The organism is Aeromonas taiwanensis, assembly GCF_000820165.1.
In the GTDB taxonomy this organism is placed as follows: Bacteria; Pseudomonadota; Gammaproteobacteria; order Enterobacterales; family Aeromonadaceae; genus Aeromonas; species Aeromonas taiwanensis.
This window is the reverse complement of sequence record NZ_CDDD01000049.1, coordinates 45065-69242: the sequence shown is the minus strand read 5'-3', so window position 1 is coordinate 69242 and position 24178 is coordinate 45065. Positions and strand designations below refer to the sequence as shown.

At 63.8% G+C, this 24178-nt stretch carries 21 protein-coding genes; 7 read left to right on the top strand and 14 right to left on the bottom strand.

Features of this window, described 5'->3' with window-relative positions; genetic code table 11:
• Nucleotides 1–36: 36 nt before the first annotated feature.
• Nucleotides 37–699 carry a fructose-6-phosphate aldolase gene (fsa, locus tag BN1136_RS08285; RefSeq protein ID WP_043808353.1) on the bottom strand — a complete coding sequence of 221 codons (663 nt, stop codon included), beginning with the start codon at nt 697–699 and terminating at the stop codon, nt 37–39.
• Between the two features lie 128 nt (nt 700–827).
• Between fsa and BN1136_RS08280 the strand changes: the two genes are divergently transcribed.
• The 5 genes from BN1136_RS08280 to BN1136_RS08260 all read left to right on the top strand — a co-directional run bounded on the left by BN1136_RS08280 (nt 828) and on the right by BN1136_RS08260 (nt 8007).
• Nucleotides 828–1724 carry a glycyl-radical enzyme activating protein gene (locus BN1136_RS08280; RefSeq protein ID WP_043759371.1) on the top strand — a complete coding sequence of 299 codons (897 nt, stop codon included), beginning with the start codon at nt 828–830 and terminating at the stop codon, nt 1722–1724.
• 58 nt (nt 1725–1782) lie between these two features.
• Nucleotides 1783–4215 (top strand): formate C-acetyltransferase/glycerol dehydratase family glycyl radical enzyme, encoded by a 2433-nt coding sequence (locus tag BN1136_RS08275; RefSeq protein ID WP_043759369.1) that lies wholly within the window; start codon nt 1783–1785, stop codon nt 4213–4215.
• 82 nt (nt 4216–4297) lie between these two features.
• Entirely contained in the window at nt 4298–5044 is a 747-nt protein-coding gene (locus BN1136_RS08270) for a DeoR/GlpR family DNA-binding transcription regulator (RefSeq protein ID WP_043759368.1), read from the top strand.
• 128 nt (nt 5045–5172) lie between these two features.
• On the top strand, nt 5173–6066 hold the full coding sequence (locus tag BN1136_RS08265) for an EamA family transporter (protein WP_043759367.1): 894 nt from the start codon (nt 5173–5175) through the stop codon (nt 6064–6066).
• Between the two features lie 90 nt (nt 6067–6156).
• On the top strand, nt 6157–8007 hold the full coding sequence (locus BN1136_RS08260; RefSeq protein WP_043759366.1) for an extracellular solute-binding protein: 1851 nt from the start codon (nt 6157–6159) through the stop codon (nt 8005–8007).
• 96 nt (nt 8008–8103) lie between these two features.
• On the opposite strand, the gene BN1136_RS08255 is transcribed toward BN1136_RS08260, so the two are convergent.
• Both BN1136_RS08255 and BN1136_RS08250 read right to left on the bottom strand, forming a co-directional pair.
• Nucleotides 8104–8496 (bottom strand): DUF2750 domain-containing protein, encoded by a 393-nt coding sequence (locus tag BN1136_RS08255; protein WP_043759364.1) that lies wholly within the window; start codon nt 8494–8496, stop codon nt 8104–8106.
• Between the two features lie 80 nt (nt 8497–8576).
• Complete coding sequence (locus tag BN1136_RS08250) at nt 8577–9134, bottom strand: hypothetical protein (RefSeq protein WP_043759362.1); 558 nt, start codon at nt 9132–9134, stop codon at nt 8577–8579.
• Nucleotides 9135–9382: 248 nt separating this feature from the next.
• On the opposite strand from BN1136_RS08250, the gene BN1136_RS08245 reads away from it, so the two are divergent.
• Entirely contained in the window at nt 9383–9631 is a 249-nt protein-coding gene (locus BN1136_RS08245) for a TIGR02647 family protein (protein WP_043759361.1), read from the top strand.
• On the opposite strand, the gene BN1136_RS19835 is transcribed toward BN1136_RS08245, so the two are convergent.
• From BN1136_RS19835 to BN1136_RS08210, 7 genes are all read right to left on the bottom strand, one after another.
• Entirely contained in the window at nt 9618–9923 is a 306-nt protein-coding gene (locus BN1136_RS19835) for a hypothetical protein (RefSeq protein ID WP_043759597.1), read from the bottom strand. The genes BN1136_RS08245 and BN1136_RS19835 overlap by 14 nt on opposite strands.
• 94 nt (nt 9924–10017) lie before the next feature.
• Nucleotides 10018–10227, bottom strand: coding sequence for a cold-shock protein (locus tag BN1136_RS08235; protein WP_005302803.1), 210 nt, complete (start codon nt 10225–10227; stop codon nt 10018–10020).
• 207 nt (nt 10228–10434) lie between these two features.
• Nucleotides 10435–11535: a dihydrolipoamide acetyltransferase family protein gene (locus BN1136_RS08230; protein ID WP_043759360.1), complete on the bottom strand. Its 1101-nt coding sequence runs from the start codon at nt 11533–11535 to the stop codon at nt 10435–10437.
• A gap of 94 nt (nt 11536–11629) precedes the next feature.
• On the bottom strand, nt 11630–12616 hold the full coding sequence (locus BN1136_RS08225) for an alpha-ketoacid dehydrogenase subunit beta (protein WP_043759359.1): 987 nt from the start codon (nt 12614–12616) through the stop codon (nt 11630–11632).
• Entirely contained in the window at nt 12613–13704 is a 1092-nt protein-coding gene (gene pdhA / locus BN1136_RS08220) for a pyruvate dehydrogenase (acetyl-transferring) E1 component subunit alpha (RefSeq protein WP_043759357.1), read from the bottom strand. The genes BN1136_RS08225 and pdhA overlap by 4 nt, the downstream gene beginning before the upstream one ends.
• A gap of 270 nt (nt 13705–13974) precedes the next feature.
• Nucleotides 13975–15000, bottom strand: a complete 1026-nt coding sequence (astE, locus tag BN1136_RS08215; RefSeq protein WP_043759355.1) for a succinylglutamate desuccinylase — start codon at nt 14998–15000, stop codon at nt 13975–13977.
• Between the two features lie 270 nt (nt 15001–15270).
• Nucleotides 15271–15480 (bottom strand): DUF1127 domain-containing protein, encoded by a 210-nt coding sequence (locus BN1136_RS08210; protein ID WP_043759354.1) that lies wholly within the window; start codon nt 15478–15480, stop codon nt 15271–15273.
• A gap of 511 nt (nt 15481–15991) precedes the next feature.
• On the opposite strand from BN1136_RS08210, the gene BN1136_RS08205 reads away from it, so the two are divergent.
• Nucleotides 15992–16885, top strand: coding sequence for a DNA replication terminus site-binding protein (locus BN1136_RS08205; RefSeq protein ID WP_043759353.1), 894 nt, complete (start codon nt 15992–15994; stop codon nt 16883–16885).
• 95 nt (nt 16886–16980) lie between these two features.
• Here BN1136_RS08205 and BN1136_RS08200 read toward each other — a convergent pair whose 3' ends face one another.
• The 4 genes from BN1136_RS08200 to BN1136_RS08185 all read right to left on the bottom strand — a co-directional run bounded on the left by BN1136_RS08200 (nt 16981) and on the right by BN1136_RS08185 (nt 24138).
• Entirely contained in the window at nt 16981–20841 is a 3861-nt protein-coding gene (locus BN1136_RS08200; RefSeq protein ID WP_043808347.1) for a DEAD/DEAH box helicase, read from the bottom strand.
• Nucleotides 20842–21023: 182 nt separating this feature from the next.
• Complete coding sequence (locus BN1136_RS08195; protein WP_043759352.1) at nt 21024–21680, bottom strand: YceH family protein; 657 nt, start codon at nt 21678–21680, stop codon at nt 21024–21026.
• Between the two features lie 140 nt (nt 21681–21820).
• The gene (locus BN1136_RS08190) at nt 21821–22264 is read right to left on the bottom strand and encodes a glycine zipper 2TM domain-containing protein (protein ID WP_081843675.1); all 444 of its coding nucleotides are present in this window, start codon (nt 22262–22264) and stop codon (nt 21821–21823) included.
• A 167-nt stretch (nt 22265–22431) separates the two neighbouring features.
• Nucleotides 22432–24138: a PglL family O-oligosaccharyltransferase gene (locus BN1136_RS08185; RefSeq protein WP_043759351.1), complete on the bottom strand. Its 1707-nt coding sequence runs from the start codon at nt 24136–24138 to the stop codon at nt 22432–22434.
• Nucleotides 24139–24178 lie beyond the last annotated feature (40 nt).

The following is a 24178-nucleotide window of genomic DNA, read 5'->3' as shown; positions in this document are numbered from 1 at the left end:
CTTAGCCCGCCCGCCGCCCCTTGATAGCGCCTCTCGTCACACTCCGCCGTCGGGGAATGCCCTCTGCCAATCCTGATCGAACTTCAGGAGCGCCGCGTCCACCGCCGGCACATTGAGCAGCTGCTCCGCCACGTCCAGCGGCAGGGTGATGGACTGGCAGCCTGCCAGCAGGCAATCGAGGGCCTGGCGCGGGGTGCGAAACGACGCGGCCAGTACCTTGCTCCCGGGTGCATGCAGCGCCAGCAACTGTTGCAGCTCCTGCACGGCCTTGATGCCATCCCCCCCCTGAGCGTCCAGCCGGTTGACGTAAGGCGCCACGTACTCGGCCCCGGCCAGGGCCGCCAGAACACCCTGCATCGGGGTATAGACGGCAGTCCCCAGGGTGGGTACCCCTAGCGCCATCAACTCCTTGATGGCCGCCAACCCCTCTGCGCACACTGGCACCTTGACCACCAGATCCCGATCCAGCTCCCGCAGCGCCAGCGCCTCGCGCACCATCTCGCTCTCGGTCTTGCCCATCACCTGGGCAAACAGCCGCCCCTTGGGCCCCAACACCTCCCGCAGGGCGGGCAGCAGTTCGGACAACGGCATGCCACCGGCCGCGGTGATGGAAGGATTGGTGGTGACCCCGGCCAGCGGCAGGATCCTGGACCAGCGGCGCACTGCAGCCACATCGGCGGTGTCGAGATAAAGCTCCATGTCTGACTCCTCTTCGTTGGATGTTCAATCTGCCCCCATTCTAGCGATAACGCATCCACAAAAAGCTTGATCGAAATCAAATCAACTTTCGAATGAAAGTTAATAGAATAAAAACAAAAGGAGGCGGTATGATTTTCGACCTGCAACGTTACTCGACTCACGATGGCCCCGGCATTCGCACCCTGGTGTTTCTCAAGGGGTGCTCCCTGGCCTGCCGCTGGTGCCAGAACCCGGAGAGCCGCTCCCCGAGACCGGACATCCTGTTTGATCGGCGCCACTGTATCGAGGGATGTGACCTCTGCAGCCAGGCCTGCCCAGCTATCTTGCGCAACGATCAAGGCATCCAGTTGATACGTGCCGACCTCGGAGCCCAGGACGTGGAGCGGCTGCGCGGACTCTGCCCGAGCGAGGCGCTGCAGGTGTGCGGTCGGGAAGAGAGCCTGGAGACGCTCATGACCACCCTACTGCGTGACCGCCCCTTCTTCGAACGCAGCGGTGGCGGTGTCACCCTCTCCGGCGGCGAGCCCTTTATGCAGCCCGAGTTTGCGGCCGCCCTGCTGGCCCGCTGCAAGGCCGAGGGGCTGCACACCGCGGTAGAAACCTGCCTGCACGTGCCCTGGCACCACATAGCGCCGAGTCTGCCTCACCTCGATCTGGTGCTGGCCGACCTCAAACACGTGGATGAGAAGCGCTTCTTCGAGTGGACCCGCGGCCAGGTGGCACGGGTGCAGGACAACCTCCAGCGCCTCGCCGACACCGGTATCCCCATGCAGATCCGGGTACCGCTCATCCCCGGTTTCAACGCCGACAAGGCCAGCATCTCGGCCATCGTCGACACCGCGGCCAGCCTCGGCACGGTGCAGGAGATCCACTTTCTCCCCTACCACACCCTGGGCGTGGGCAAGTATGCCCTGCTGGATCAACCCTATCAGGCCCCCGACCGGCCCCTGGACGCCCCCGAACTGCTCGCCTTCGCCCATGACTGCGCCCGGCGACGGGGGCTGGCCCCCGTCACCCGCGGATAGGCACATCGCCATGACCCAGTCACCGCCCCCCTTTCCCACCCGACCAGAGGAAACGCTCATGACCCAGCTCGATTTGAATACCCTCAGCCCCCGGATCCGCGCCCACAAGGAGAGCCTGATCCACATTGTCCAGCCACCGGTCTGCACCGAGCGGGCCCGCCACTACACAGAGGCCTATCAGGCCCATCTCGCCCGCCCCCTACCGGTGCGCCGTGCCCTGGCGCTGGCTCACCACCTCAAGGAACGCACCATCTGGATCAAGCACGACGAACTCATCGTCGGCAACCAGGCAAGCCAGGTGCGCGCCGCCCCCCTCTTCCCCGAGTACACGGTCGGCTGGATCGAGAAGGAGATCGACGAGCTGGCGGACAGACCCGGTGCCGGCTTTGCGGTAAGCGACGCAGACAAGCAGGCCATCCATGCCCTCACCCCCTTCTGGCGCGGCCAGACGGTGCAGGATCGCTGCTACGGCCTCTTCACCGACGAGCAAAAGGCATTGCTGGAGAGCGGCATCATCAAGGCCGAGGGCAACATGACCTCGGGGGATGCCCACCTCGCGGTCAACTACGAGGAGCTGCTCACCCTGGGGCTGGCAGGCTTCAAGGTCAGGGTGGCCGAGCGGCGCGGCCGGCTGGATCTGACTGACTGGGCCGATCTGCAGCGCGAACAGTTCCTGCAGGCCGTCGCCATCACCCTGGAGGCAGTCAGCGATCACATTGCCCGCTACGCCAGCCTGGCCCGCGAAATGGCGGATTGCGAACTGTCCCCCGAACGGCGCACCGAGCTGCTGACCATGTCCGCCAACTGCGCCCATATCGCCCACCAGCCCCCGGAGACCTTCTGGCAGGCGCTGCAGCTCTGCTACTTCATCCAGCTCATCCTGCAGATCGAATCCAACGGCCACTCGGTCTCCTTCGGCCGGATGGATCAGTACCTCTATCCCTGGTATCGCCGGGAGGTGGAGCTGTCGGAATCCCTGCCCCGCGAGCGAGCCATCGAACTGCTGCAATCCTGCTGGCTCAAGCTGCTGGAGGTGAACAAGATCCGCTCCGGCACCCACTCCAAGGCGTCCGCCGGCAGCCCGCTCTACCAGAACGTCACCATCGGCGGCCAGAACTGGCGGGATGGCAGTGCCCAGGACGCGGTCAACGGCCTCTCCTACGCGATTCTGGAGTCCTGCGGCCAGCTGCGCTCCACCCAGCCCAACCTCTCGGTGCGCTACCATGCCGGCATGAGCGAGGATTTCCTCGATGCCTGCATCCAGGTGATCCGCTGCGGCTTTGGCATGCCCGCCTTCAACAACGACGAGGTGGTGATCCCCGAGTTCATCAGGCTCGGGGTGAGCGTGGAGGATGCCCACCACTACGCTGCCATCGGTTGCATCGAGACCGCAGTGCCCGGCAAGTGGGGCTATCGCTGCACCGGGATGAGCTTCATCAACTTCGCCCGCATCCTGCTGGCGGCACTGGACGGCGGCCGTGACGCCACCACGGGCAAGGTCTTCCTGCCCCAGCCCCAGACACTGCGCGAAGGCAATTTTGCCTCCTTCGACGAGGTGATGGCCCGCTGGGACGAGCAGGTGCGCTACTTCACCCGCAAGTCCATCGAGATCGACTGCGTGGTGGACAGCGTGCTGGAAGCCCAGGCCCACGACATCCTCTGCAGTACCCTGGTGGATGACTGCATCGAGCGCGGCAAGACCATCAAGCAGGGGGGGGCCGTCTATGACTGGGTCTCCGGCCTGCAGGTGGGGATCGCGAACCTGGGCAACAGCCTGGCGGCGCTGAAGAAACTGGTGTTCGAGCAGGGGGTGGTGGATCAGCGCGAGCTGGCCGAGGCGCTGGAGCAGGACTTTGCGGGGCTCGCCGGCGAACAGCTGCGCCAGCGCCTCACTCACGCGGCGCCCAAATACGGCAACGATCTGGACGAGGTGGATCTGCTGCTGGTGCAGGCTTACCAGAGCTACATCGACGAACTCAAGGGGCTGCACAATACCCGCTTCGGGCGCGGCCCCATCGGCGGCACCTACTATGCGGGCACCTCCTCCATCTCGGCCAACGTGCCCTTCGGTGCCGCCACCCTGGCGACCCCGGATGGCCGTCATGCCAGGACGCCGCTGGCAGAGGGGGCCAGCCCAGCATCGGGGTCGGATCGCCTGGGCCCGACGGCCGTGTTCAACTCCCTCGGCAAGCTGCCCACCCCGGCCATCCTCGGTGGCGTGCTGCTCAACCAGAAGCTGAGCCCGGCGAGCCTTGAGAGTGAGCGGGACAAGGCCAAGCTGATGAGCCTGCTGCGCACCTTCTTCGAGGTCCACAAGGGGTGGCATGTGCAGTACAACATCGTCTCGCGGGAGACCCTGCTGGCGGCCAAGGCCCATCCGGATCAGTACCGGGATCTGGTGGTGCGGGTGGCGGGCTATTCGGCCTTCTTCACCGCCTTATCCCCCGATGCGCAAGATGATATCATCGCCCGCACCGAGCACAGCCTCTGACGAGCCCCTGAGAGCCAGTGCATCAAAGAGAGGCAAGCCACCCCAGGGTGGCTTGCCGCCATCCACCCGCCTGCGAGGTCCCATGAATTCACGCCACCAACAGATCCTCACCCTGGTCCACCAGGCCCGCAAGATGAGCGTGAGCGAGCTCTCCCAACGCACCGGGGTATCGGAGGTGACGGTGCGCAACGATCTCACCGCCCTGGAGAAGCAGGGGCTGCTCAAACGGGTGCACGGCTCGGCCATGGCGCTGGAGAGCGACGATCCGGACGCCCGGATGAATATCAACTACCTGCTGAAAGAGCGCCTCGCCGAGCGGGCGGCCCAGCTGGTGGAAGATGGCGAGACGGTCTTCATCGAGGGGGGCAGCGCCAACGCCCTGCTGGCCCGTCATCTGGCCCTGCACAAGCGGGTCACCATCATCACCATCAGCAGCTATATCGCCCACCTGCTCAAGGACACCCAGGCCCAGGTGGTGCTGCTCGGAGGCCTGTTCCAGCACCAAAGCGAGAGCGTGGTGGGGCCCTTGACCCGCCTGTGCATCGAGCAGGTGCACTTCTCCAAGGCCTTCATCGGGGTCGACGGCTTTCACCCCGAGGTGGGCTTTACCGGCCGCGACATGATGCGGGCCGACGTGGTCAACAGCGTGCTCGCCAAGGGGGTGACCAACGTGGTCATCACCGACAGCAGCAAATTTGGCGCCATCCACCCGAGCCCCCTCGGTCAGCCCGGCGAGATAAGCGTGCTGGTCACCGACGATGCCCTGCCCACCCCCATGCGGGCGGCGATCGCGGCCCGTGGCATCAGCCTCTACTGCGTCACCGCCTGATCCCGGCCTGCCCGTCACGGCCTGCCACAGACCTCGTATGGCGGCTTGACGCGGCCCACCCTGACGGGGGTATGCTCGTTCCCTTCCGGTGCCATGTCGTCGCGGTACCGCTCATACAAGGACGTTGCATGCAAACCAAGGACAAGTGCCTGGCCGCCCTGGTCATCCTCTGCTGGGGTCTCAACTTTGTCGCCATCAAGTGGGGGCTGGAGGGCATACCGCCGCTGCTGCTCGGGGCCCTGCGCTTCGTCGGCGTGGTCTTCCCCGCCATCCTGCTGGTCCCCAGGCCCGCCATGCCCTGGCGCTGGCTGCTGGCCTATGGCGGGGCCATCAGTCTGGGCCAGTTCGCCTTCCTGTTCTGCGCCATGAAGTTCGGTATGCCGGCGGGCATGGCCTCCCTGGTGCTTCAATCCCAGGTGGTCTTCACCCTGCTGTTCGCCATGATCTGGCTGGGGGAGCGCTGGCAGCCCCATCACTGGGTAGCCCTGCCCCTGGCGGGCCTGGGACTCTATCTCATCGCCACCCACGGCGAGGGCAACCTCACCCTGCTCGGCTTCGTACTGACCCTGTGCGCCGCCGCCAGCTGGGGTCTTGGCAACGTCATCAACCGCCAGATCGGGCTGCGCTATCAGACGCCATTGCCGAGCCTTATCGCCTGGGGCGGCCTGGTGCCCATCCTCCCCTTCCTCGCCCTCTCCTGGATCTTCGAGGGGCCGGAACGCATGGCCGACAGCCTGCTGCACATCAGCTGGCAGGGGATCCTGTGCGTGCTCTACCTCTCGCTGGTCGCCACCTGGCTCGGTTACGGCCTGTGGGGCCGGCTGCTGATGCGCTATCCGGTGGCCCAGGTGGCCCCCCTCTCCCTGCTGGTGCCCTGTGTCGGCATGGTGGCCGCGACCCTGCTGCTGGGTGAGCACCCCACCTCCCTGCAATGGCTGGGATCGGGCCTGGTGCTGCTCGGCTTCGTGGTCCATCTGCTGGGGGGCAAGATGCGCCTCTTCCGGGTCCAAACCGAGGATTGACCTCACCCGGGAAACTTCCCATCATGGGTCAGGCCCTCTTGGGCCCGACCCATTATTCCGGCAGGACGCCATCATCAGGAGAGCAAGGACATGCGTCACCCGTCACCTTCGATCATTCCCTCTTTACCCTGCGCCCTGCGGGTCACGGCCATCGTGCTGCCCCTGTGCTGGAGCACCTTCGGCTGGAGTGCCACCCTGCCTGCGGATCTCAAGTGGGAGAGCAACGACACCGATCCCGTCTATGCCGACCCCGACGCCAGACGGGGGGGGACCTTCCATGAGTTCATGTCGAGTTTCCCCCTCACCCTGCGCAAGTACGGGCCCGACTCCAACGGCGGCTTCGCGGGCTATGTGAGGGAGACCAATCTGCCGCTCCTGAGCACCCACCCCGTGACCGGCAATCCCCTCCCCATGCTCGCCAACCAGTGGGCCTTCGGAAGCGATCACAAGACCCTCTATTTTCGCATCAACCCCAAGGCACGCTGGTCGGATGGCCAGCCCGTGACCGCCGACGACTGGGTCTTCACCCTCAAGATGATGCGCAGCAAGGAGATCAACGACCCCTGGTACAACAACTACTACAGCACCCAGATAAGCGAGGTGACCAAGTTCGACGACCATACCCTCGCCATCACCAGCGGTACGGAGAAGAGTCGGGAAGATTTGCTGGAATCCCTGCCCTTCAGCCCGGAGCCCAGCCACGCCATCAAGCTCACCGCCAACTGGGTCAAGGAGTACAACTGGAAGGTGCTGCCGGTCACCGGCGCCTACCGGATCGGCGAGGTGAAGAAGGGCAAGTCGGTCACCTTCAACCGGATCAAGGACTGGTGGGGGGACGGGGAGCGCTATTTCCAGCACCGCTTCAACCCGGATCGCATCGAGATCAAGGTGCTCAGGGACCAGAACATCGCCTGGCAGCACTTCCTGCGCGGCGAGCTGGATACCTTCCCGCTGACCATGCCCAACTGGTGGCATGACAAGAGCAAGACCGCCGAATTCGAGAAGGGCTATATCGAACGGCTCTGGTTCTACAACCAGACGCCCCAGCCCCCCATGGGGCTCTACCTCAACACCGCAGACCCCTTGCTGTCGTCTCTCGACGTGCGCCTCGGCATCCAGCATGCCCTCGCCTTCGACAAGATGCTCGAGACCCTGCTGCGGGGGGATTACCAGCGCCTCAACACCTATGGTTCTGGCCAGGGGGCCTTCACCAACACCGACATCAAGGCACGCCCCTTCGATCCCAAGCTGGCGCGGGAATATTTCGCCAAGGCGGGCTTCACCAAAACCGGGCCGGACGGGATCCTGCAGAACGACAAGGGCCAGCCCCTGAGCCTGACCATCACTTACACCACGCCGGAGCACGCCCAGCGCCTGACCCTGCTGCGGGAAGAGGCGAAGAAGGCGGGGCTCAATCTGGAGCTGAACCTGATGGATGCCTCAGCCGGCTTCAAATCCATGCTGGAGAAGAAACACCAGAGCGCCTGGATGGCCTGGAGCGGTGGCCGCTACCCCGCCTATTGGGAGTTCTTCCACAAGGTCAACGCCAACAAGCCCCAGACCAACAACATCATGAACATCGACGATGATGCCATCTCGGCCCTGGTGGAGCAGTACGACAAGGCCTTCGACTTCGACAAGAAGGCCGAGCTCTCGCGCCAGATCCAGCAGCGGCTCTATGAGCTCGCCAGTTTCGTCCCCGCCTACCAGGTCCCCTATACCCGGGCCGGTGCCTGGCGCTGGGTACGACTGCCCAAGGTGCCGGCCACGCCCCAGAGTGATCTGCTCTACTGGCCGCTGGACGGCGGCAACAGCGGCTACAGCTACGGCGGCCTGCTCTGGATCGATGAAGAGGCAAAGACGCAGACCCGGGCCGCCATCAAGTCAGGCCAGACCTTCCCGCCTGTCACCCGGATTGATACCACCTATCAGCAGAAATGAGGCGGCTTGCGCAGCCTGGCCGCGCCACAAACAAAAGACCCCGCACATTGGCGGGGTCTTTCTGCAATCAGGGTTGCAGCGACAAGCGGAGGAATATCAGCCGCGCTTGGCCTGCTTCTGGGCGATGGCGTCGGCCACGTCGGCCGGATCCAGCACGATACCTTCCTGATCCGGCGTCGGGAACACGGCGACACACAGCTCGTCCTGCTCCATGCCGTCCACCCAGCGATCCAGCCACACCTTCAGGGTGATGGACTGCGGCTTGCACTCGGCCCACTCGCCTTCGGCCCAGGCCTTGGCGTAGTCGGGGTGCGGCCACACCGGGATGCAGTCTTCCTCTTCGGTGGTCAGCATCATGACGCCGTGTTCGTCGGTCAGGACAAACAGCTCTTCATGCTCGACCAGCTTGCTGATGAAGTGATCAAAGCGGTAGTCGGCGTTCAGTTGCAGCGCGGCATTGCGCTCGGTGTCGCTAAGTTCATAGCTCATCGGTCAAGTCTCTCATTCAATAAAGGGCGACATGTTCACATCTTGCCGTCGCCTTGTCCAGCAGGAGACACGTCGGCGCCTCATTCCAGGGTCGGCGTCACCAGGGTGATGCCGTCCAGCTCCATCAACTGCTGCCGCAGCCAGTAGGCGGACTCCACCTCCACGAAACAGAGTTGATCGCGCCCGGCCCGCGCCCCTTCCATGATCTGCCCGAGCCGCGCCTGCTGTTGCTGTTGCCAGGCCCCCGCCAGTCTGGCGCCATAAGCCTCATCCACCACCTCCCGGCGCAGCTCGAACAGGTTATCGGTGATCGGGCTGTTTATCTTGTCCGGGTAGCGCCAGTACATCAGCAGGTTGTCCAGCATCTCCTCATCGTAGCTCGCCAGCGCCTCGAGTTCGGGCGCATCCCCCCCGTCAGAGAGTGCAAAGTCACACCAGCCCGCCGCCAGCGGCGCCAGGCTCTGAGCTGCCTTCCCCTTGGCATGTTGGCGCAGGGCACCGACATCCTCCCCCTCGATGGGTGGCAACCAGAGATCCCCCTGATGCCCATCGAGCAAGGGCAGCAGCAAGGACGGGGCGTAGACGGGAAAACGGGGGCCCAGGGAGTGCAGCAGAGATACCAGAGTGACAGTTGTCATGAGACGCGCCTTGAACTGAATGACCCGGCTTCATACCCGGCCATGGGAGTAAACGAGAACCCATTCTATCATGTTTGGGGGGACTCGGGCCCTGCCCCGCCCACCCGGCGAGCGGCATGTCACAGCCCAAAAAAGCAGCGTTCTCGCCGCACGGGTCCCGATAAAGACCAATAGTTTGAGCCAGCGCCCACTAAAGTGGCACCGGGGATGCTAGGTTGCATACATCTTTAGCGTTAAGGAGTGCATCCATGAGTGGGATCAACCAGGTTTCTGACGATTTTGTGAATGAGCTGAAAATACTGGCATGCTTTGATCCGGCAAACATGAGCCAGGGGATCAAGCTGCGCAGCGACATGTCCAGCGAGTTGTGCCAGGCGGCGGAGCGTCTGCACAACCAGGGCCTCATCAGCGCCACCGATGGCGGCTATCTGACCCCCTTCGGGATGACCATGCTGGAACATCTCCAGCACCTGCTGGCCGCACTCAAGCCGAGTTGAGTTCTTGCGGCGCCCAGAGCGAGAAGTTTAGCAACTCCCAGTGCTCCCCCTGGCGCAGCAGACAGGCAAACAGCAAAGGACCTTCGGGTCCTTTTATCTTGCCATCGATCAGCCACTCACCCGCCCGTTTTGGTACGGGCCGTGCCTTCACCTCTTCCGGCAGCGTCGCCTCTCCCAGCCTGACCTGAACGAATTGCTGACATACGGACACGGCATCGCGGGCAACAGGATCCGCCATCTGGGCATTGACGGGATTGAGCAGCGTCAGGGTCAAGAGGAGTGATGGGAGCATAGTGAGGGCCATGGCAAGGGGATGTAATAAAGATGCCACAAAACAAAAAGCCGTGGCACCAGAGGTACCACGGCTTTCTTAAATTCTGTAAGAATTACAGAGCAGTTACGTTCTCAGCCTGCGGGCCTTTCTGACCTTGGGTCACAGAGAACTGTACGCGCTGACCTTCAGCCAGGGTACGGAAGCCGTTACCTTGGATGGCGCTGAAGTGAACGAAAACGTCCGGGCCGTTTTCTTGCTGAATGAAGCCAAAGCCTTTGGTTTCGTTGAAGAACTTGACGGTACCGGTGATCATGTTGGACATATCTTTAAACCTGTATTCAAAATAATTACTTATGCTTTTCAGCGGATAAAGCTCAAAAAACGGGATTAACTTATGAACAACAGGAAAAGATGCAAAACATCATATTCATTGACATAACTATCGCCCTTTCAAGCTGGTTGAGATTATACGTCCCTTTGTCGATTACGCAAACAAATTTGTACCCTGCCAGAGGCAGGGTACAAACGCTTATACCTCCGCAGATTCCAGTGCCTGAACCAGGGCTTTGAGGAAGCGTGCCGCCTCGCCGCCGGTACAGGCCCGGTGATCGAACGTCATCGACAGCGGCAGTGCCCTGACCGGACGCGCTTCACCGTGCACGAACACCACCTTCTCGAACAATTTGCCCGCCCCTATGATGGCCACCTGGGGTGGCGTGACGATGGGGCTGGCGTAACGGCCCGCGATGGCGCCGAAGTTGGTGAGCGTGATGGTCGCCCCCTGCAGCATCTCCCGCGGCACGGCCCGCGCCTTCACGTCGGCGATCATCCGATCCAGCCCCTGGCGGATGTCAGCCCTGCCCCGCTCTGCCACATTCTCCATCACCGGCACATAGAGCCCGTGCCTGGAATCCACCGCAATGGCCACGTTGACCTCCTTGAACAGGCGCCGTGACAGGGTATCCCCGTCAAACCACGCATTCATGGAGGGCTCGGCCCGACAGGCGACCCCGATTGCCTTGATGAGGCGCACCGTCACGTCTTCGTCAGCCCGCCAGTGGCGCAAGTCCACCTCGTCCGTGATGCTGACCGGCACCACAGTCTGGTGGGAAAGCTCCATTGCCTTGGCCATGGCCCGCCGCGATCCCTTGAGGAATTCGTTGCCGCTCTCCTGCTGGGCCTCGAAGGCGCTCTGCACGTCCTGCTCGGTCACCATGCCAGCGTTGCCACTACCCTTGATCCTGTCGATGTCCAGCCCCAGCTTCTGCGCCAGCAGGCGCACCGCAGGCATGGCTTGCACCAGGCTGCCACCTGGGGTCATGGCGCCCACCACGAAGTGATCCTCGATGTGCTGCTGATGGGAGCTCACCTTGCCCACGACGGTACCGTCATCCTCGCCCCCCTCGAATTCCACCAGGGGGGCGCCGATGTGCAGGATATCCCCCTCCTGACCGCACAGCCGGGCGATCACCCCTGCCACCGGCGAGGGCACATCCACCAGCGCCTTGGCGGTCTCCACCGACAACAGCACCTGATCGACACTCACGGTATCGCCGGCACTCACCTTCCATTCGACGATCTCGGCCTCGGCCAGTCCTTCACCCAGATCCGGTAATTTGAAAAATTTCATGACCCGTTCTCCATCCGCAGAGACATCACCAAAAGTTGACAGCATTCATGGCGGGGCGTTGCCCGGCCGCCTGCTCGCAGACATCCTTGCAACGTCATAGCCATTTGTTCTCCATCAGCTGGCGAGCCGCATCCGCGATATCCTGCTCGGTGATGAGGTAATACTCCTCGTTGCGATAGTAGGGGACGGCGGCATCCACCCCGGTCAACCTCCTGGGAGGCGCCTTAAGGCTAGTGAGCACTTCTTCGGTCACCCGCGCCACTATCTCGGCGCCCACCCCGAAGCTGCCACAGGCCTCGTGCACCACCAGCAGACGCCCGGTCTTGCGTACCGAGGTCAGGATGGTCTCCATGTCCAGCGGCTTGATGGTGGCGAGATCCAGCACCTCGCACTGGATGTCCTGCTCCGCCAGCTGCGCGGCTGCCCGCATCACCTCCTGGATGCAGGCCCCCCAGGCGACCACGGTCAGATCCCGACCCGGCCTCAGAGTGAAACAGACATCCAGGGGCAGGCCGACGCCGTCATCCACCACGTCCGACTTCATGGAACGATAGATGCGATCAGGCTCGAAGAAGAGCACAGGATCCGGGTCGCGAATGGCCGAGAGCAGCAGGCCATAGGCCCGTCTCGGGCTGGAGGGGATGACCACCCTGAGCCCTGGGATGTGGGCAAACAACGCCTCCACGCTCTCGCTGTGGTGTTCGGGGGAATGGATGCCGGCGCCATAGGGCGAGCGGTATACGATGGGGCAGGTGAGGCGGCCACGGGTGCGGTTGCGCATGCGTGCCGCCTGGCAGACGATCTGCTCCATGCCGGGGAAGATGAACCCCTGGAACTGGAACTCGGCGACGGGCTTGAGCCCCTGGGTCGCCATGCCCACCGCCACCCCGGCGATCAGCCCCTCCGCCAGCGGCGTGTCTATCACCCGCTTGAAGCCGAACTTGTCGCGCAGGCCCACGGTGGCACGAAACACCCCACCGTTGACCCCCACGTCCTCTCCCAGCACCACCACGTCGGGGTCGTGTTCCATCTCGTGGTGCAACGCCAGATTGACGGCCTCGAGCAACGTCATATCACTCATGCTTCCTCCCCGCCATGCTGTTGCATGCCCTTGGCGATGATGCGCCGACGCTGGGCGCGATAGTCCTTCGGCAGCTCGGCAAACTGGTAGTCCAGCAGGGTTTCCGGCGCCTGGGGCGCAACGGCCTCATAGGCGGCGACGGCGCGCTCGACTTCCCGGCTTGCCTCCGCCAGCAACTCCTGCTCCAGCGCTTCATCCCACCACCCCTGCCCGGCCATGAACTGGCGCAGCCGCTTGACAGGCTCCTTGGCCCAGGCGGCTTCCACCTCGGCGCCGTCGCGATAACGGGTCGCATCGTCGGCGGTGGTGTGATCCCCGAGCCGGTAGCTGACCGCCTCGATGAGGGTCGGCCCCTTGCCACTGCGGGCACGCTCGATGGCGGTGCGGGTCGCATCGAAGACGGCCACCACATCGTTGCCGTCGACCTGGATGCTGCGCACCCCGGCCCCTATCCCTTTCTGGGCCAGGGTCGGGGCGCTCGACTGCAGCTTGCGGGGCACCGAGATGGCCCACTGGTTGTTGTTGATGATCATCACCATGGGGAGATGCCAGACACCGGCGCAGTTGAGCCCCTCGAGGAAGTCCCCCTTGGAGGTGCCGCCATCGCCGATGGTGACCACGGCCACCCTGGGCTGGTTGCGCAGCTTGAAGGCGGCCGCCACCCCGGCGGCGTGGGTGATCTGGGTCGCGATGGGCACACAGATGGGCAGATCTTCCGACAGCTCGCCATCGGCCTTGTAAAAGACGCTGCCCCTCTCATCCCCGCCCCAGTACTGCAGGTTCTGCTCCATGGGTACCCCACGCACGTAGAGGGTGGGCATGTCCCGATAGTAGGGCACATAGACATCCTGGGGCTGCATGGCGAGACCGACCCCTATCCCTACCGCCTCGGCACCGAGGTGGGAGGGGAAAGTGCCGAGCTTGCCGGTCCGCTGCAGTGCAATCGCTTTCTTGTCGTAGCTGCGCACCATCACCATGTTGCGGTAGAAGGTGTGCAGTATCGCCTTGTCCAGCCAGGTCGGCAGTGTTGCGACCGGGCGCCCCTCCTCATCGAGGTAACGAAGGAAGGGGATGTCGACATGGGTCATAACTGGCTCCTTGCCGTTGTCATCGTCACCACCATGAGGTGACCCTTAGAATGTAAATAGAATGTTAATCAAAGGGCAATGAGATTCAGCCAGGTAAGACCAGTAGAAACTTCTTTAATTTCTGAAAGGCAGTGAATTTTCGGCGAGCAGAAACGTAGAAGGGAGCCTATTCAGGCTCCCTTCCAGAGTGAGTTCGGGATCACTTCTCCCCGAAGAGCGGAGCTGTCGTCCGCCCGGGACGCGGGTTTGCCTCGAGAAGGCAGACCCGAGTCACTCCCACAAGCGGGTAGGCACCACCAGCAGCATGGTGCGCTGGCCGATGGCCACGTTGGCGTTGGGGAAGACCACCGCCTCCCGCGGTTTTTCTACCTTGTATTGCAGATCCCCGTCTTCGGCCAGCACAAACCCCTGGGGAAACTCGGTGAAATTGTCCACGTCGCTGGCAAACAGGAAGCGGAACTGGGCCGACTGCTTGTTGATCACGCGATCGATGGCAAAGATAGTGAAGTCATCCGCCTGCCAGGGTTCGAGCTGCACCTCGTCCTGGGTCACCAGCTCCTGCAACGCCTGGCGCGCCTCGATGAAACGGGTCATGTCGTTCTCGCCGAAGGGGCGTACCTTGCCCAGCTCCACGGTGAAGGCATGGGCGCCGTGCTGGTGCGAGCTGTAATAGCTGAAGGTGGTGGTCGGACCGCTCGAAAGCAGTATGGTGCGTACGCCACAGGCCCCGAGGAAGCGCACCTGCTCCTTGCAGTGCGGGCGCTCGTGGGGGAAGGGATAGACGGCAAACTTCTCGTGGCGCGAGCCGCGGATGGCGGTGTGCAGATCGTAGTGATAGCGAGGCCTGGCCGGGTTGGCAAAGAAGCGGCTCACATACTGCTCCAGGCGCATGGCGCGAATGCGCTCCCGGTTGCACAGCCCCTCCCCCCTGCTGTGGGCGCCGGAGAAGAGCCGGTTCATGTTCTCTTCCACCTCCCGCAGCCCCTGGTTCATGGCTGCGGGGTTGCCAAAGAGGAACAGCACCCGGTGACGGGCCCTGAGCTCCCCGCTGAGCAGCCGGCTCAGCAGCTGGTTGCAGATCTCGATGGGAGCGGTCTCGTTGCCGTGGATGCCGCAGGAGAGCACGATATCCTTGCGCCCCCCCGGCAGCTCCCCTGCCCCATGGGCAGGTTCCAGGCAGAGCACACCAGTGTCCCATACGCTCACTCTGGTGCCATCAGGCAGATCGAAGGCGAAGGGATCAAGCTGCCACTCGTGGCGGCGTGTCAGGGCCAAAAAGTCATGCTGGGGAATCATCCATCTCACCCTCTTGTCGGGAATACCATGGGCGGATTATACGTAAAGCGGGCGGGCTGAAAATCAGTTTTTAAACAAATTCAAACAGTAAGGATACAAAATTAACAACTGATGATGGCTGCTCGTAAGGCACGAACATAAGGGGGAGCAAAAGGCAGGAAGCCGTATCGAGGGGCTGCAACACACAGGGGGAAAATCAGGCCTCGGGTCGGGCCATGGGCATCATGCCCAAATAATCAGCAAAAAAACAAGGCATCCATGCCCAGCTGATCAACCACGCCAGAACGGCTTGGTGGTCTCTTGATAGCGGTCGGCTTCGTTCAGACCGATGTCCTTGAGCAGGTAGGCGGGCAGCTCGGAGAGCTGGCGGCGGCTGCGGCTGCGTTCCAGCCAGGTCAGTACGGTCATCTTGGCGCGAGCAACCAGATTCGATTCGCTGGAATGCTGGTAACCGGCTTCGGTATAAGTCATGTTGGCCATGATATGGCTCCTCTCTCTAGTTCTGCGCAAGGCTCGGATTTGATGCGCAGAGCTTAGTCAGGCCGGTGAGGCGTCTCAATTGACGAATTTTGATACATGACATTAGTAAAAGTAATGGTTGATGTCGCTACACCTAACATTGTAACTACATGAATTATCTACAAAATACCAACCAAGAATCACCTTTGACCACTCGGCAGCATTTTCTCCTGCATCCCGGGCTTCTAACTATGCACTTTCCCATGTTAGCTATGCACTGGTCACTAGGGCGGCAACGAGCGCCCCGGGTGCCCTCACCGTCAATTGTTAACGATTGGATCATTTAAAGATCGTTATTTAACAGAAAGATACTGATGGGTAACTCGGCCTGGCCGCCAGACTGATTGCACCGCTTGAGGTGAAAAAGGGGCACTTGGCGCTCTGTCGACATGCTGGTATGGTTATTTATACAGTAGTTTATCATGCTGCCCTCCCCGGTGAACGATGGAGAGGCCACACACAGGACCTGCCGATGGATACCTTCACCCCCACCGCCGCCCTGCGTCAGCAGATGGCCCTGCTGGAAGAGGCCCTGGCCCGCCTCGCCCGGCAGCTCGGCCAGCTCGATTTGCTGGAGGCCCATGTCTATCCTCTCCCTCCCGTGCCACAGGGGGAAGAGCACGATCCCATCGAGACCATCGACGTGGGCCACCTCTCGGGCGAGGCGGCGCTGGCCGCAACCCTGGCGGCCTTTCAGGATCACAGCGCCCGCCCCGGCTGTTCCACCAAGGCCACGCACCGGCTGCCGGGCTGGCTGCGCTTCCCCGCCGCCAGCGCCGCACGGCTGCGCCCGCTGCTCGAAGAGATCAACGGCCACAAGCTCGCCTTCAAGACCCTGGTACAGGCCGCAGGCGGGCGGGACGAGAAGTTCGAGCTGGTGCACGGCGCCCTGCCCGGCGTCATCACCCTGCAGGTTTATCGCAAGCTGACCCTGCTCGCGGGGGAGCTCCACTCCCTCGGCTTCACCTGGGCCGACAAGCAGAGCATCAGCCGCCTCAGCCGCGAGCAGGTGCTGGAGATGCTTGAGCGCAGCCGCCGCTACATCCCGGCGCTGTCGGACAACGAGGAGTGGAGCAAGATGGTGGATCAGGAGGTGTACGACATTCGCCGTCTGCCGGCGGATGCCGAGCTTCGGATCCGCCGGCCGGTCAAGACCCACCCCATGATCAACCTGCTCTGGCAGGACAGGGAGCCACGCAAGCAGCAGCTCAAGGCGAGCCTGCCGCTGCTGCTCTGCTCCGACACGCCCCCCGGCGTTACCCACCTGGGGCACTACCCGCCCAAGCTGCGCCAGGCCCGGCGGGATCGCAAGATTGGCGGCGATCCCATCATAGAGCGGCTGCACCTCTACCTCTATCAGGGGTAACACGGGCAATAACGCTCCTCGCCAGCACCGGCCGGCCACACAACCCGAAAACGACGAGGGGGAGCATGATGCTCCCCCTCGTCCGTGATTGCCCGTCAGCTCATCAGCAGGGCCCGCAGGCTCTCCACATCCAGCCCCTTCACCTCGGACTGGCCGCTCAGGAGGCCGTCTGCCAGGGCCCGCTTCTCGTCGTGCAGCGCCACTATCTTCTCCTCCACCGTCTGCTCGCACACCAGCCGGTACACGGTCACCGGCTGGGTCTGCCCCATGCGATGAGCCCGATCGCTCGCCTGATCCTCCACCGCCGGGTTCCACCAGGGGTCCAGGTGCAAGACGGTATCGGCCTGGGTCAGGTTGAGCCCGGTCCCCCCCGCCTTGAGGCTGATGAGAAACAGGGGCACCGCTTCGTGGCGAAAACGCAGGATGGACTCCTGACGGGACTTGGCGGAGCAGCCACCGTCCAGATAGCAGTAGTCCCACTGGCGCTGCTCAATGCGGCTGCGCAGCAGGCTCAGCAGATCGACGAACTGGCTGAACACCAGCACCCGGTGGCCGCCGTCGATGGCCTCGTCCAGCAGCGCCATGGCCTCGTCCAGCTTGCTGCTGGTCTGGGACCACTCCGGCATCACCAGCTGGGGGGAGCAACAGAGGCGCCGCAGCCGGGTCAGGCCGCTCAGCACGTGCATCAGGGCCCGGCCATCGGCGCTTTGCACCTGCTGCACCACCTCGCGCCGCGTCGCCTCGTAGAGCTGGCGCTCCTCCGGGGAGAGACTGATGTGGTGGATGATCTCGGTCTTGTCCGGCAGCTCTTTCAGCACCTGTTGCTTGAGGCGACGCAGGATGAAGGGGCTGATCACCGCCCGCAGCATCGCCATGTGCTGGGGATCCTTCACCGCCTTGCCGAAGCGACGCTTGAACTCCCCGAGGCTGCCGAGCAGGCCGGGGTTGATGAAGCTGAACAGGCTCCACAACTCCCCCAGATGGTTCTCGATGGGGGTGCCGGAGAGGGCCAGGCGAAAATCACCGTCGAGCTGGAACAGCAGCTTGGCGCGCTGGGTGCCGGCATTCTTGATCTGCTGCGCCTCGTCCAGCACCATGCTCGCCCAATGGCGGGACTTGAGGGACTGGGAGAGGCTGCCAAGCATGCCGTAGTTGACCAGGACGATCTGCCCGGCTCTGGCCTCCTGGATCAGCGTCGCCCGCTCGGCGGGGTTGTCGAACACCACCACCTCCAGCTCGGGGGCGAACCGTGCCACCTCTTCCTGCCAGTTGGTGACCACTGACTTGGGCACCACCACCAGGGCCGGGCCCAGGTGCTGGCGCATGCGCAGTACGATGAGCGCCTGCAGCGTCTTGCCAAGGCCCATGTCGTCGGCCAGGCAGGCCCCGAAGCCGTGGTGTGCCAGGGTCGCCATCCAGCGCACCCCCTCCTTCTGATAGTCCCGCAGCGCCGTCAGGAGCTCGGGCGGGCAACTCACCTCCTGTTGCCACTCCTGCTGCAGGGCGTGCCAGGCGTCGTCTCCCTCCGTGGTAATGACGGAGAGCAGGCGGGTGAGCGGGTAGGCCAGCTTGTGGCTGATGCGCTGCTCGCCGTCCAGCATGGCCCCCAGCACGGTGAGGCGCTCCACCAGCTTGTCGCTCAGCATCAGGCTGGTCTTCTCGTCTAGCTGGACGGTGCGCTGACCCGGGGTTAGCTGGCGCAGGATGAGGCGCAGATCGAGGATCTGGTGCTCGTCCAGCGCCAGGGCCCCCTCCACCTGGAACCAGTCCTGGCGCCGCTCGATGCGCAGGCTCAGGGCCGCCTCGTCCAGGCTCTTGAGCCTTGCGCTGTCCTGATGCCAGTGCACGACCACACCGGCGTCCACCAGCTCGGGCAAGGCGTTGACCAGGGTCAGCGCCTGCTCGCCATCCAGCTTCCACTCGATACCGGGCAGGCCGATGGGCAGCTGGTTGCGCAGCCGCTGGGCCTCCGCCTTCTCGGCGGCCAGATCACGCTGCCAATAGTGGTACTCGCGGATCCCCTGGCGCACGATGGCCTCCCCCTTGCCAAGGGGCAAGGGGGGCAGTTCGCCCTCGCGGGTCACCAGCTGGACCACCAGCTGCCCCTCCTGCCAGTCCAGCTGGACCGAGGGGACGCCGGGCCAGGGGGCCAGCTCGGCATTGCCCGCAAGCCCCGCCACCTGGCTGTGCCAGGGGAGATCCGGGATGCCATCCAGGACCCGTTGCAGCTCCTCCAGCCCCGCCGGTGGCAGCATCGGAATGGAGGCCAGCGCAGGCAGCCTGTCGACCAGCGCCTGGGGGGTCAGGATCAGCTGCCACAGATCCTGAGCCAGGGGCACGATGTGCGCGCCGCGGGCCGCGGCAGCCGGGCTCAGCAGGGCGCTCATGTGCGCCTCCTGAGACGCCTGCTCGCCGGCGCTGTCAACACGCACTATATGCAGCAGGGGGGCGCTGATGGCCAGTTGCAGCCTCTGCCCCCTGGCATTGAACAGGCGCGGGTGGCTCGCCAGGGGCTCCCAGGCGTCTCGCGGCAGCTTGCCCATGTTGCGTGGCAGGGTGCGCACCAGCGCCCAGTCCGCCTCGTCCAGCAGGCTGGCGTACTGGGTGGAGAGCAGGGCCGGATCGACCCGGCGCCCGGCGGTCCACTCCCCCTTGGTGCTCTGCTTCTGGATCTTGCATTCGAGCTCGGGCCCCTCGGCGTGGAGCAGCCAGACCAGCCGCTCCTGCGGCTTGCGCACGCCGCTCGAGCGCCCCAGCCCCTGCAACCAGTTTAGCCAGTTGGCCGACGCGGGCGCCTTGCCCTCGTCATCCGGCTCAGCTTCTTCTTGGGTGGCGACACGCAAGGCGTGCAGCGGGGCATGGCGCGCCTCCCTCCCCAGCAGGAGTCGCAGCAGATCCTGACAGAAGGCCATCAGCCGGTGGCGGGGCTCGGCCGCCAGCACGTGGGAGAGGTCCCACTTGTGCAGTATGGCCACCTGGGGGCTCTGCTCGCCGTGGCGCGCGAGGGCGCAGAGATCGAGCCATAGGTAGCCCCAGTGGAGCTCCTCCGGCGGCAACTGCAGGGTATCGAACAGGCCGACGGCCTGGCCGTGGCGATCGCCGGCCCACTGCCCCAGCAGATCCGCCAGCAGAGGGAAGCCATGGCCCAGGCTGCGCTGCCACTTCTTGCGCTGTTCGCTGGCCCGCACGGGATCTGCCTGTTGCAGCCACCCCAACCAGAGCAAGGCGCTGAACATCCTGGGCCAGGAGGCGGCTCCCCCCCCCCGCCACTGATCGAGGGCTTCCAGGAGTCGCTCGAGCAGGGGCCCTTCATCCCCCTGCTCGGCCAACCGCTGCAGCGCCGGCCAGTGAGTGATCACCTCGCCGCCGAGCGGGCCGCAGAGCCACGCCCACTCGGCGGCCAGCGCATCGGCCTGCGCCGTCAGTGCCGGACCACAGGCCGCGACCACCGGGGTCAGCGGCCAATTCGCGTCTGGCTCGGCGTCCAGCAGGGTCTGCAGGGCGAAGTGTTCCAGCAGCAGGGTTTGCCAGGCCGGGCTCGAGCCCGGCAGCAGGCGGTGGGCATCGGGCAGATCCAGCAGGCTCAGCAGCTCAGCCGCCGGGTAATAGGGCGGGATCTGGCCCGCCTCCCCCAGACAGAGCTGGCGCACCACCCCTTGGGCCATCTCCTGCCCCGTGACCGAGGGCACCCGGCTCCAGTCCGGCATGGGGCACTCCCCCGCTCGCACCGCCAGGATCAGGGTCAGGGTTCCCTCCGCCGTCAGGCTCCACTGCTGCTCCGTACGCTGTCGGATCAGCCCCAGGTGTTGCAACCGGTTCAAGGTGTCGGTCAGCGTTCGCTCGGGCGTGTGCTGCGGGTACAGCGTGTCTTGCAGGTAACGAGTGCTGGCGGCGCGCTGCAGTTGCAGCTCGCTGAGCAGGGCATGGCAATCCGAAGAGAGGGTGAAGGCTGACATCGGAACTCACGGGCAGATGCAAAGGCGGAATTTTAACGGGAAAGCGGCGGCGGCTCGACCCTTAAGGATCAAATAGTGCAAAAAAAGCGGAGGAGGAATCCGGATGGGCCGCCAGTCAGGGGGCTGGCCTGCGCAATAAAAGAGGCGCCGCAGCGCCTCATGAGGGGGATCTGGCTTGGCGCTCAGCCTTCTAGCTGTGCCAGGCGGGCTTCCAGGGCCTGCAACTGCGCCTTGAGGGTCGCGACCTCCTCCTCCAGGGCCGTCAGCCTGTCCGCCGCCGGCGAGGCATAATTGCCGGCAACGGGCATCTGCTCGGCCAGGGCATCCAAATCTATCTCCCCGCTGAACAGGTGGGCGTAACGGGACTCCCGCTTGCCCGGCTCCCGGGGCAGCTTGACCACATAGGGGCCGCGCTCGATGAGCCCGGCCAGCACCCCGTCCACCTCGGTCACGTCGTCGAAGCTGCACAGGCGGTTGGTCCGCGAGCGCAGTTCACCCGGGGTCTGCGGGCCGCGCAGCAGCAGCTCGCAGACGATGCCGAGCTCCTGGGCCGTGAACTTGAGCTCGCCAAATTCGGTGTTGCAGAAGCGGTGCTGGTAGCGGGGCACCCGGGCGTTGAAACCGGCGGTATTGACCACCAGACGGCGGCGGATGAGTTCGTCGATCACGGCGCGGATGTCGAGCTCGGCGAGCTCCAGCACGGGCTCACGGTTGCTCTTCTGGTTGCAGGCGTTGACCAGCGCATTGAGCGAGAGAGGGTACTGATCCGGCGTGCAGATCTCTTTCTCAATCAAGCAGCCGATAACGCGAGCCTCCAGCGGGCCAAGTACTATCTCCATGTCATACTCCCTTGCCAAACAAGACGTTAAGACGGTTATCTTAGCCAAGGCGTGCCCGCCGTCCAGCAGAGAACCCCATTTTTGCGAACCGGTGGTCTCCTTGCTGCAACCTTGAGCAATCCGCCACTGCGGGCACTGCCCTAGAGCGACTTGTCGACCCGGGTATCCGCCCCCGTGGTCAGGATGCGCACCCTCTCCCCCCTGGCAAAGGTGAGAGCAGGATCCTGCTCCTGCACGACGCTGAGCCGTTTTCCCGCCTCCGTCTTGATCAGGAGCTCGACCCGTGGCTGGCTCTGAACACTGTCCCCCTGGCGGCGCCGCGAGACCTCGGCCCCCGCGACGGCCCCCACTGTGGTCGCGACTGTCTGGCCTGAGCCACCGCCAAACTGGCTGCCCACGGCGGCGCCGAGCGCCGCAGCTCCCAGGGTGCGAAGAGGACGGGCCTCCCTCTGGTGAGACGCCGCCAGGGGGATGAGACGGCTCTTCTGCACTATGCCGTATTCCACCACGGCGCTGGTGCCTGCGAGCGTGGGCGGCCCCATCAAGGTGAAAAAGCTGATGACGATGAATGCACTCTTCTTCACGATATCGGCTCCGGTAACAGTCCAGACTCGATGGCACCGCCTTGCCACGGCCAGCCATCCCTCTCGGGAGGCTACCTCATCCAAGCTGACTGCCAGCTTGCCCGGTCTGGAAATGATCACGGCCGCAAAGCGGCCGTGATGGAGATCCCGAGTGCTGTCACACCGGACTATGAAGAGGGGGCACGCTCCAGGGTCGCGGCAACCGGTTTGGCCGCCGAGCCGGTGAGCAAGGGCTCACCCGGATAGAGCATCAGGGCCTCGGTGCGCAGGCGCTCAGCCTCCCCACTGCGACCCAGGGCATTGAGGGCGATCACCATGTTGGCGTAGATGTTGGCCCTGGGGGTGTGGCGCACGAACGCCCTCCCCCAGTCGAGATAGGCCTCCAGCTCGGCCTTGTTGTTGGCCTGCAGGCCCACCATGAGGCGCACCGCATTCACGTCAAACTCCACCCGGGCCAACCAAGCCATGGGATTGACGATGTCGAGCAGGAGCGCCGGCTGTTTGTAACCGCCCCGCTCATACTTGGTCACCACCCAGGCCGTGTGAATGGCCGTCAGCATAAAGGGCACGACGATGAGGGGAATGGCGATGGCCGCGAAGCGCAACAAGAGCCAGGGGCGACAGACATATTCCCGCCAATTCGCATGATCCTGCTCCTCCACTTCCGCATCCACCACGTAGATAAGCAGCAACAGCGCCCACCACAGGGCGATGGCGTGGTAGAACGGGTATTCGGTCTGGGTATGCAGCAGGATGGGGGTCACCAGCGCCAGCAAGGCGGCACCTTTGACCCAGCCAGCCCGACTCACACGCCACAGCAGGGCAACCCCCATCAGCACCATGCCCACCATGGGAGCCAGGCCCCCTTCCACCGCCCAGTAGAGAAACTCGTTGTGGGGGTGATCGAGGTTGTATTCGATCTGCACCATGGCCGGGTTCAGCGCCTTGTCGGCCATGTAGTGATGGAGGAACACCGACTCGAAACTGCCATAACCCCAGCCGGTCCAGGGTGTCTCTGCGATGAGCTTGGCAGCGTAAGGCCAGTAGATGGAGCGCATGCCGCCGGATTGATAGATTTCCAGCCCCCGTTTGGCCCCTGACAACCCGTACAGAGATAGCAGCCCCAGGGCGATGCCCAACCCAACCAGCACCAGGACCCTGCCCAACTGGTGCTGGCGATAGAGCTGCGGAACGAGCAGGAACAGTGCCAGCAGCCCACCCAGCTGCCCCACCCGCGACTGCAGCACCACCAGCAACACCGACGTCGCCAGGATTACGCCATAACGCAACCCCTTGAGCCAGGGGTTGGCGTGCCCCCTCATTTCCAGCCAGATGGCCAGCGACAGACCGGTCGCCATAAAGCTCGCCATCACGTTGGGCTGCTGAAAGATGCCGTAGGGCCGGTTGACCCGGGTGTCGTAGCCTATCCAGTTACCCGGTACCAGCAGGTAATACTGCACCAGGCCGAGCAGCGCCTCTATGGCCACCGCCCCAAGCAACAGATAAAGCAGCCTGTCGCGCGCCTCTCTATCAAAGCGCCACTGATAGAGGCTCACCAGAAACAGCAGCCCGGTAAACAGCCCCAGCAAACGGGGAATGGCGTAGTCTTTCAGCTCAAAGTCGGGATAGGCCATGGGCAACAGCAGTAGCAAACCTGCAAGCCACAAGGTCATCAGCAGCGGCGAAGCGATCAGCCGCTGGTTGAGCGTGACCTGCCATAGCCCCAGCGCCATGATCAGACTCGCGAAGATCCAGCCCCAGGCATTGAATGGCAGATAAAGCCCGGCCCCGCCTGGGTTGTGCATAAAGAAATGCATGCCAAGCAGCCAGTACAGCACGCTGACCACCACAAACGCCCTTGCAGTTGACGTCATCTTCCCTGACCCCACTCACTCATGTTCATCACTCCACCCA

Excerpts from the sequence above, each read along its gene's own strand:
- fsa (WP_043808353.1), bottom strand. The coding sequence starts at position 699 with ATGGAGCTTTATCTCGACACCGCCGATGTGGCTGCAGTGCGCCGCTGG.
- BN1136_RS08280 (WP_043759371.1), top strand. The coding sequence starts at position 828 with ATGATTTTCGACCTGCAACGTTACTCGACTCACGATGGCCCCGGCATT.
- BN1136_RS08275 (WP_043759369.1), top strand. The coding sequence starts at position 1,783 with ATGACCCAGCTCGATTTGAATACCCTCAGCCCCCGGATCCGCGCCCAC.
- BN1136_RS08270 (WP_043759368.1), top strand. The coding sequence starts at position 4,298 with ATGAATTCACGCCACCAACAGATCCTCACCCTGGTCCACCAGGCCCGC.
- BN1136_RS08265 (WP_043759367.1), top strand. The coding sequence starts at position 5,173 with ATGCAAACCAAGGACAAGTGCCTGGCCGCCCTGGTCATCCTCTGCTGG.
- BN1136_RS08260 (WP_043759366.1), top strand. The coding sequence starts at position 6,157 with ATGCGTCACCCGTCACCTTCGATCATTCCCTCTTTACCCTGCGCCCTG.
- BN1136_RS08255 (WP_043759364.1), bottom strand. The coding sequence starts at position 8,496 with ATGAGCTATGAACTTAGCGACACCGAGCGCAATGCCGCGCTGCAACTG.
- BN1136_RS08250 (WP_043759362.1), bottom strand. The coding sequence starts at position 9,134 with ATGACAACTGTCACTCTGGTATCTCTGCTGCACTCCCTGGGCCCCCGT.
- BN1136_RS08245 (WP_043759361.1), top strand. The coding sequence starts at position 9,383 with ATGAGTGGGATCAACCAGGTTTCTGACGATTTTGTGAATGAGCTGAAA.
- BN1136_RS19835 (WP_043759597.1), bottom strand. The coding sequence starts at position 9,923 with ATGCTCCCATCACTCCTCTTGACCCTGACGCTGCTCAATCCCGTCAAT.
- BN1136_RS08235 (WP_005302803.1), bottom strand. The coding sequence starts at position 10,227 with ATGTCCAACATGATCACCGGTACCGTCAAGTTCTTCAACGAAACCAAA.
- BN1136_RS08230 (WP_043759360.1), bottom strand. The coding sequence starts at position 11,535 with ATGAAATTTTTCAAATTACCGGATCTGGGTGAAGGACTGGCCGAGGCC.
- BN1136_RS08225 (WP_043759359.1), bottom strand. The coding sequence starts at position 12,616 with ATGAGTGATATGACGTTGCTCGAGGCCGTCAATCTGGCGTTGCACCAC.
- pdhA (WP_043759357.1), bottom strand. The coding sequence starts at position 13,704 with ATGACCCATGTCGACATCCCCTTCCTTCGTTACCTCGATGAGGAGGGG.
- astE (WP_043759355.1), bottom strand. The coding sequence starts at position 15,000 with ATGATTCCCCAGCATGACTTTTTGGCCCTGACACGCCGCCACGAGTGG.
- BN1136_RS08210 (WP_043759354.1), bottom strand. The coding sequence starts at position 15,480 with ATGGCCAACATGACTTATACCGAAGCCGGTTACCAGCATTCCAGCGAA.
- BN1136_RS08205 (WP_043759353.1), top strand. The coding sequence starts at position 15,992 with ATGGATACCTTCACCCCCACCGCCGCCCTGCGTCAGCAGATGGCCCTG.
- BN1136_RS08200 (WP_043808347.1), bottom strand. The coding sequence starts at position 20,841 with ATGTCAGCCTTCACCCTCTCTTCGGATTGCCATGCCCTGCTCAGCGAG.
- BN1136_RS08195 (WP_043759352.1), bottom strand. The coding sequence starts at position 21,680 with ATGGAGATAGTACTTGGCCCGCTGGAGGCTCGCGTTATCGGCTGCTTG.
- BN1136_RS08185 (WP_043759351.1), bottom strand. The coding sequence starts at position 24,138 with ATGACGTCAACTGCAAGGGCGTTTGTGGTGGTCAGCGTGCTGTACTGG.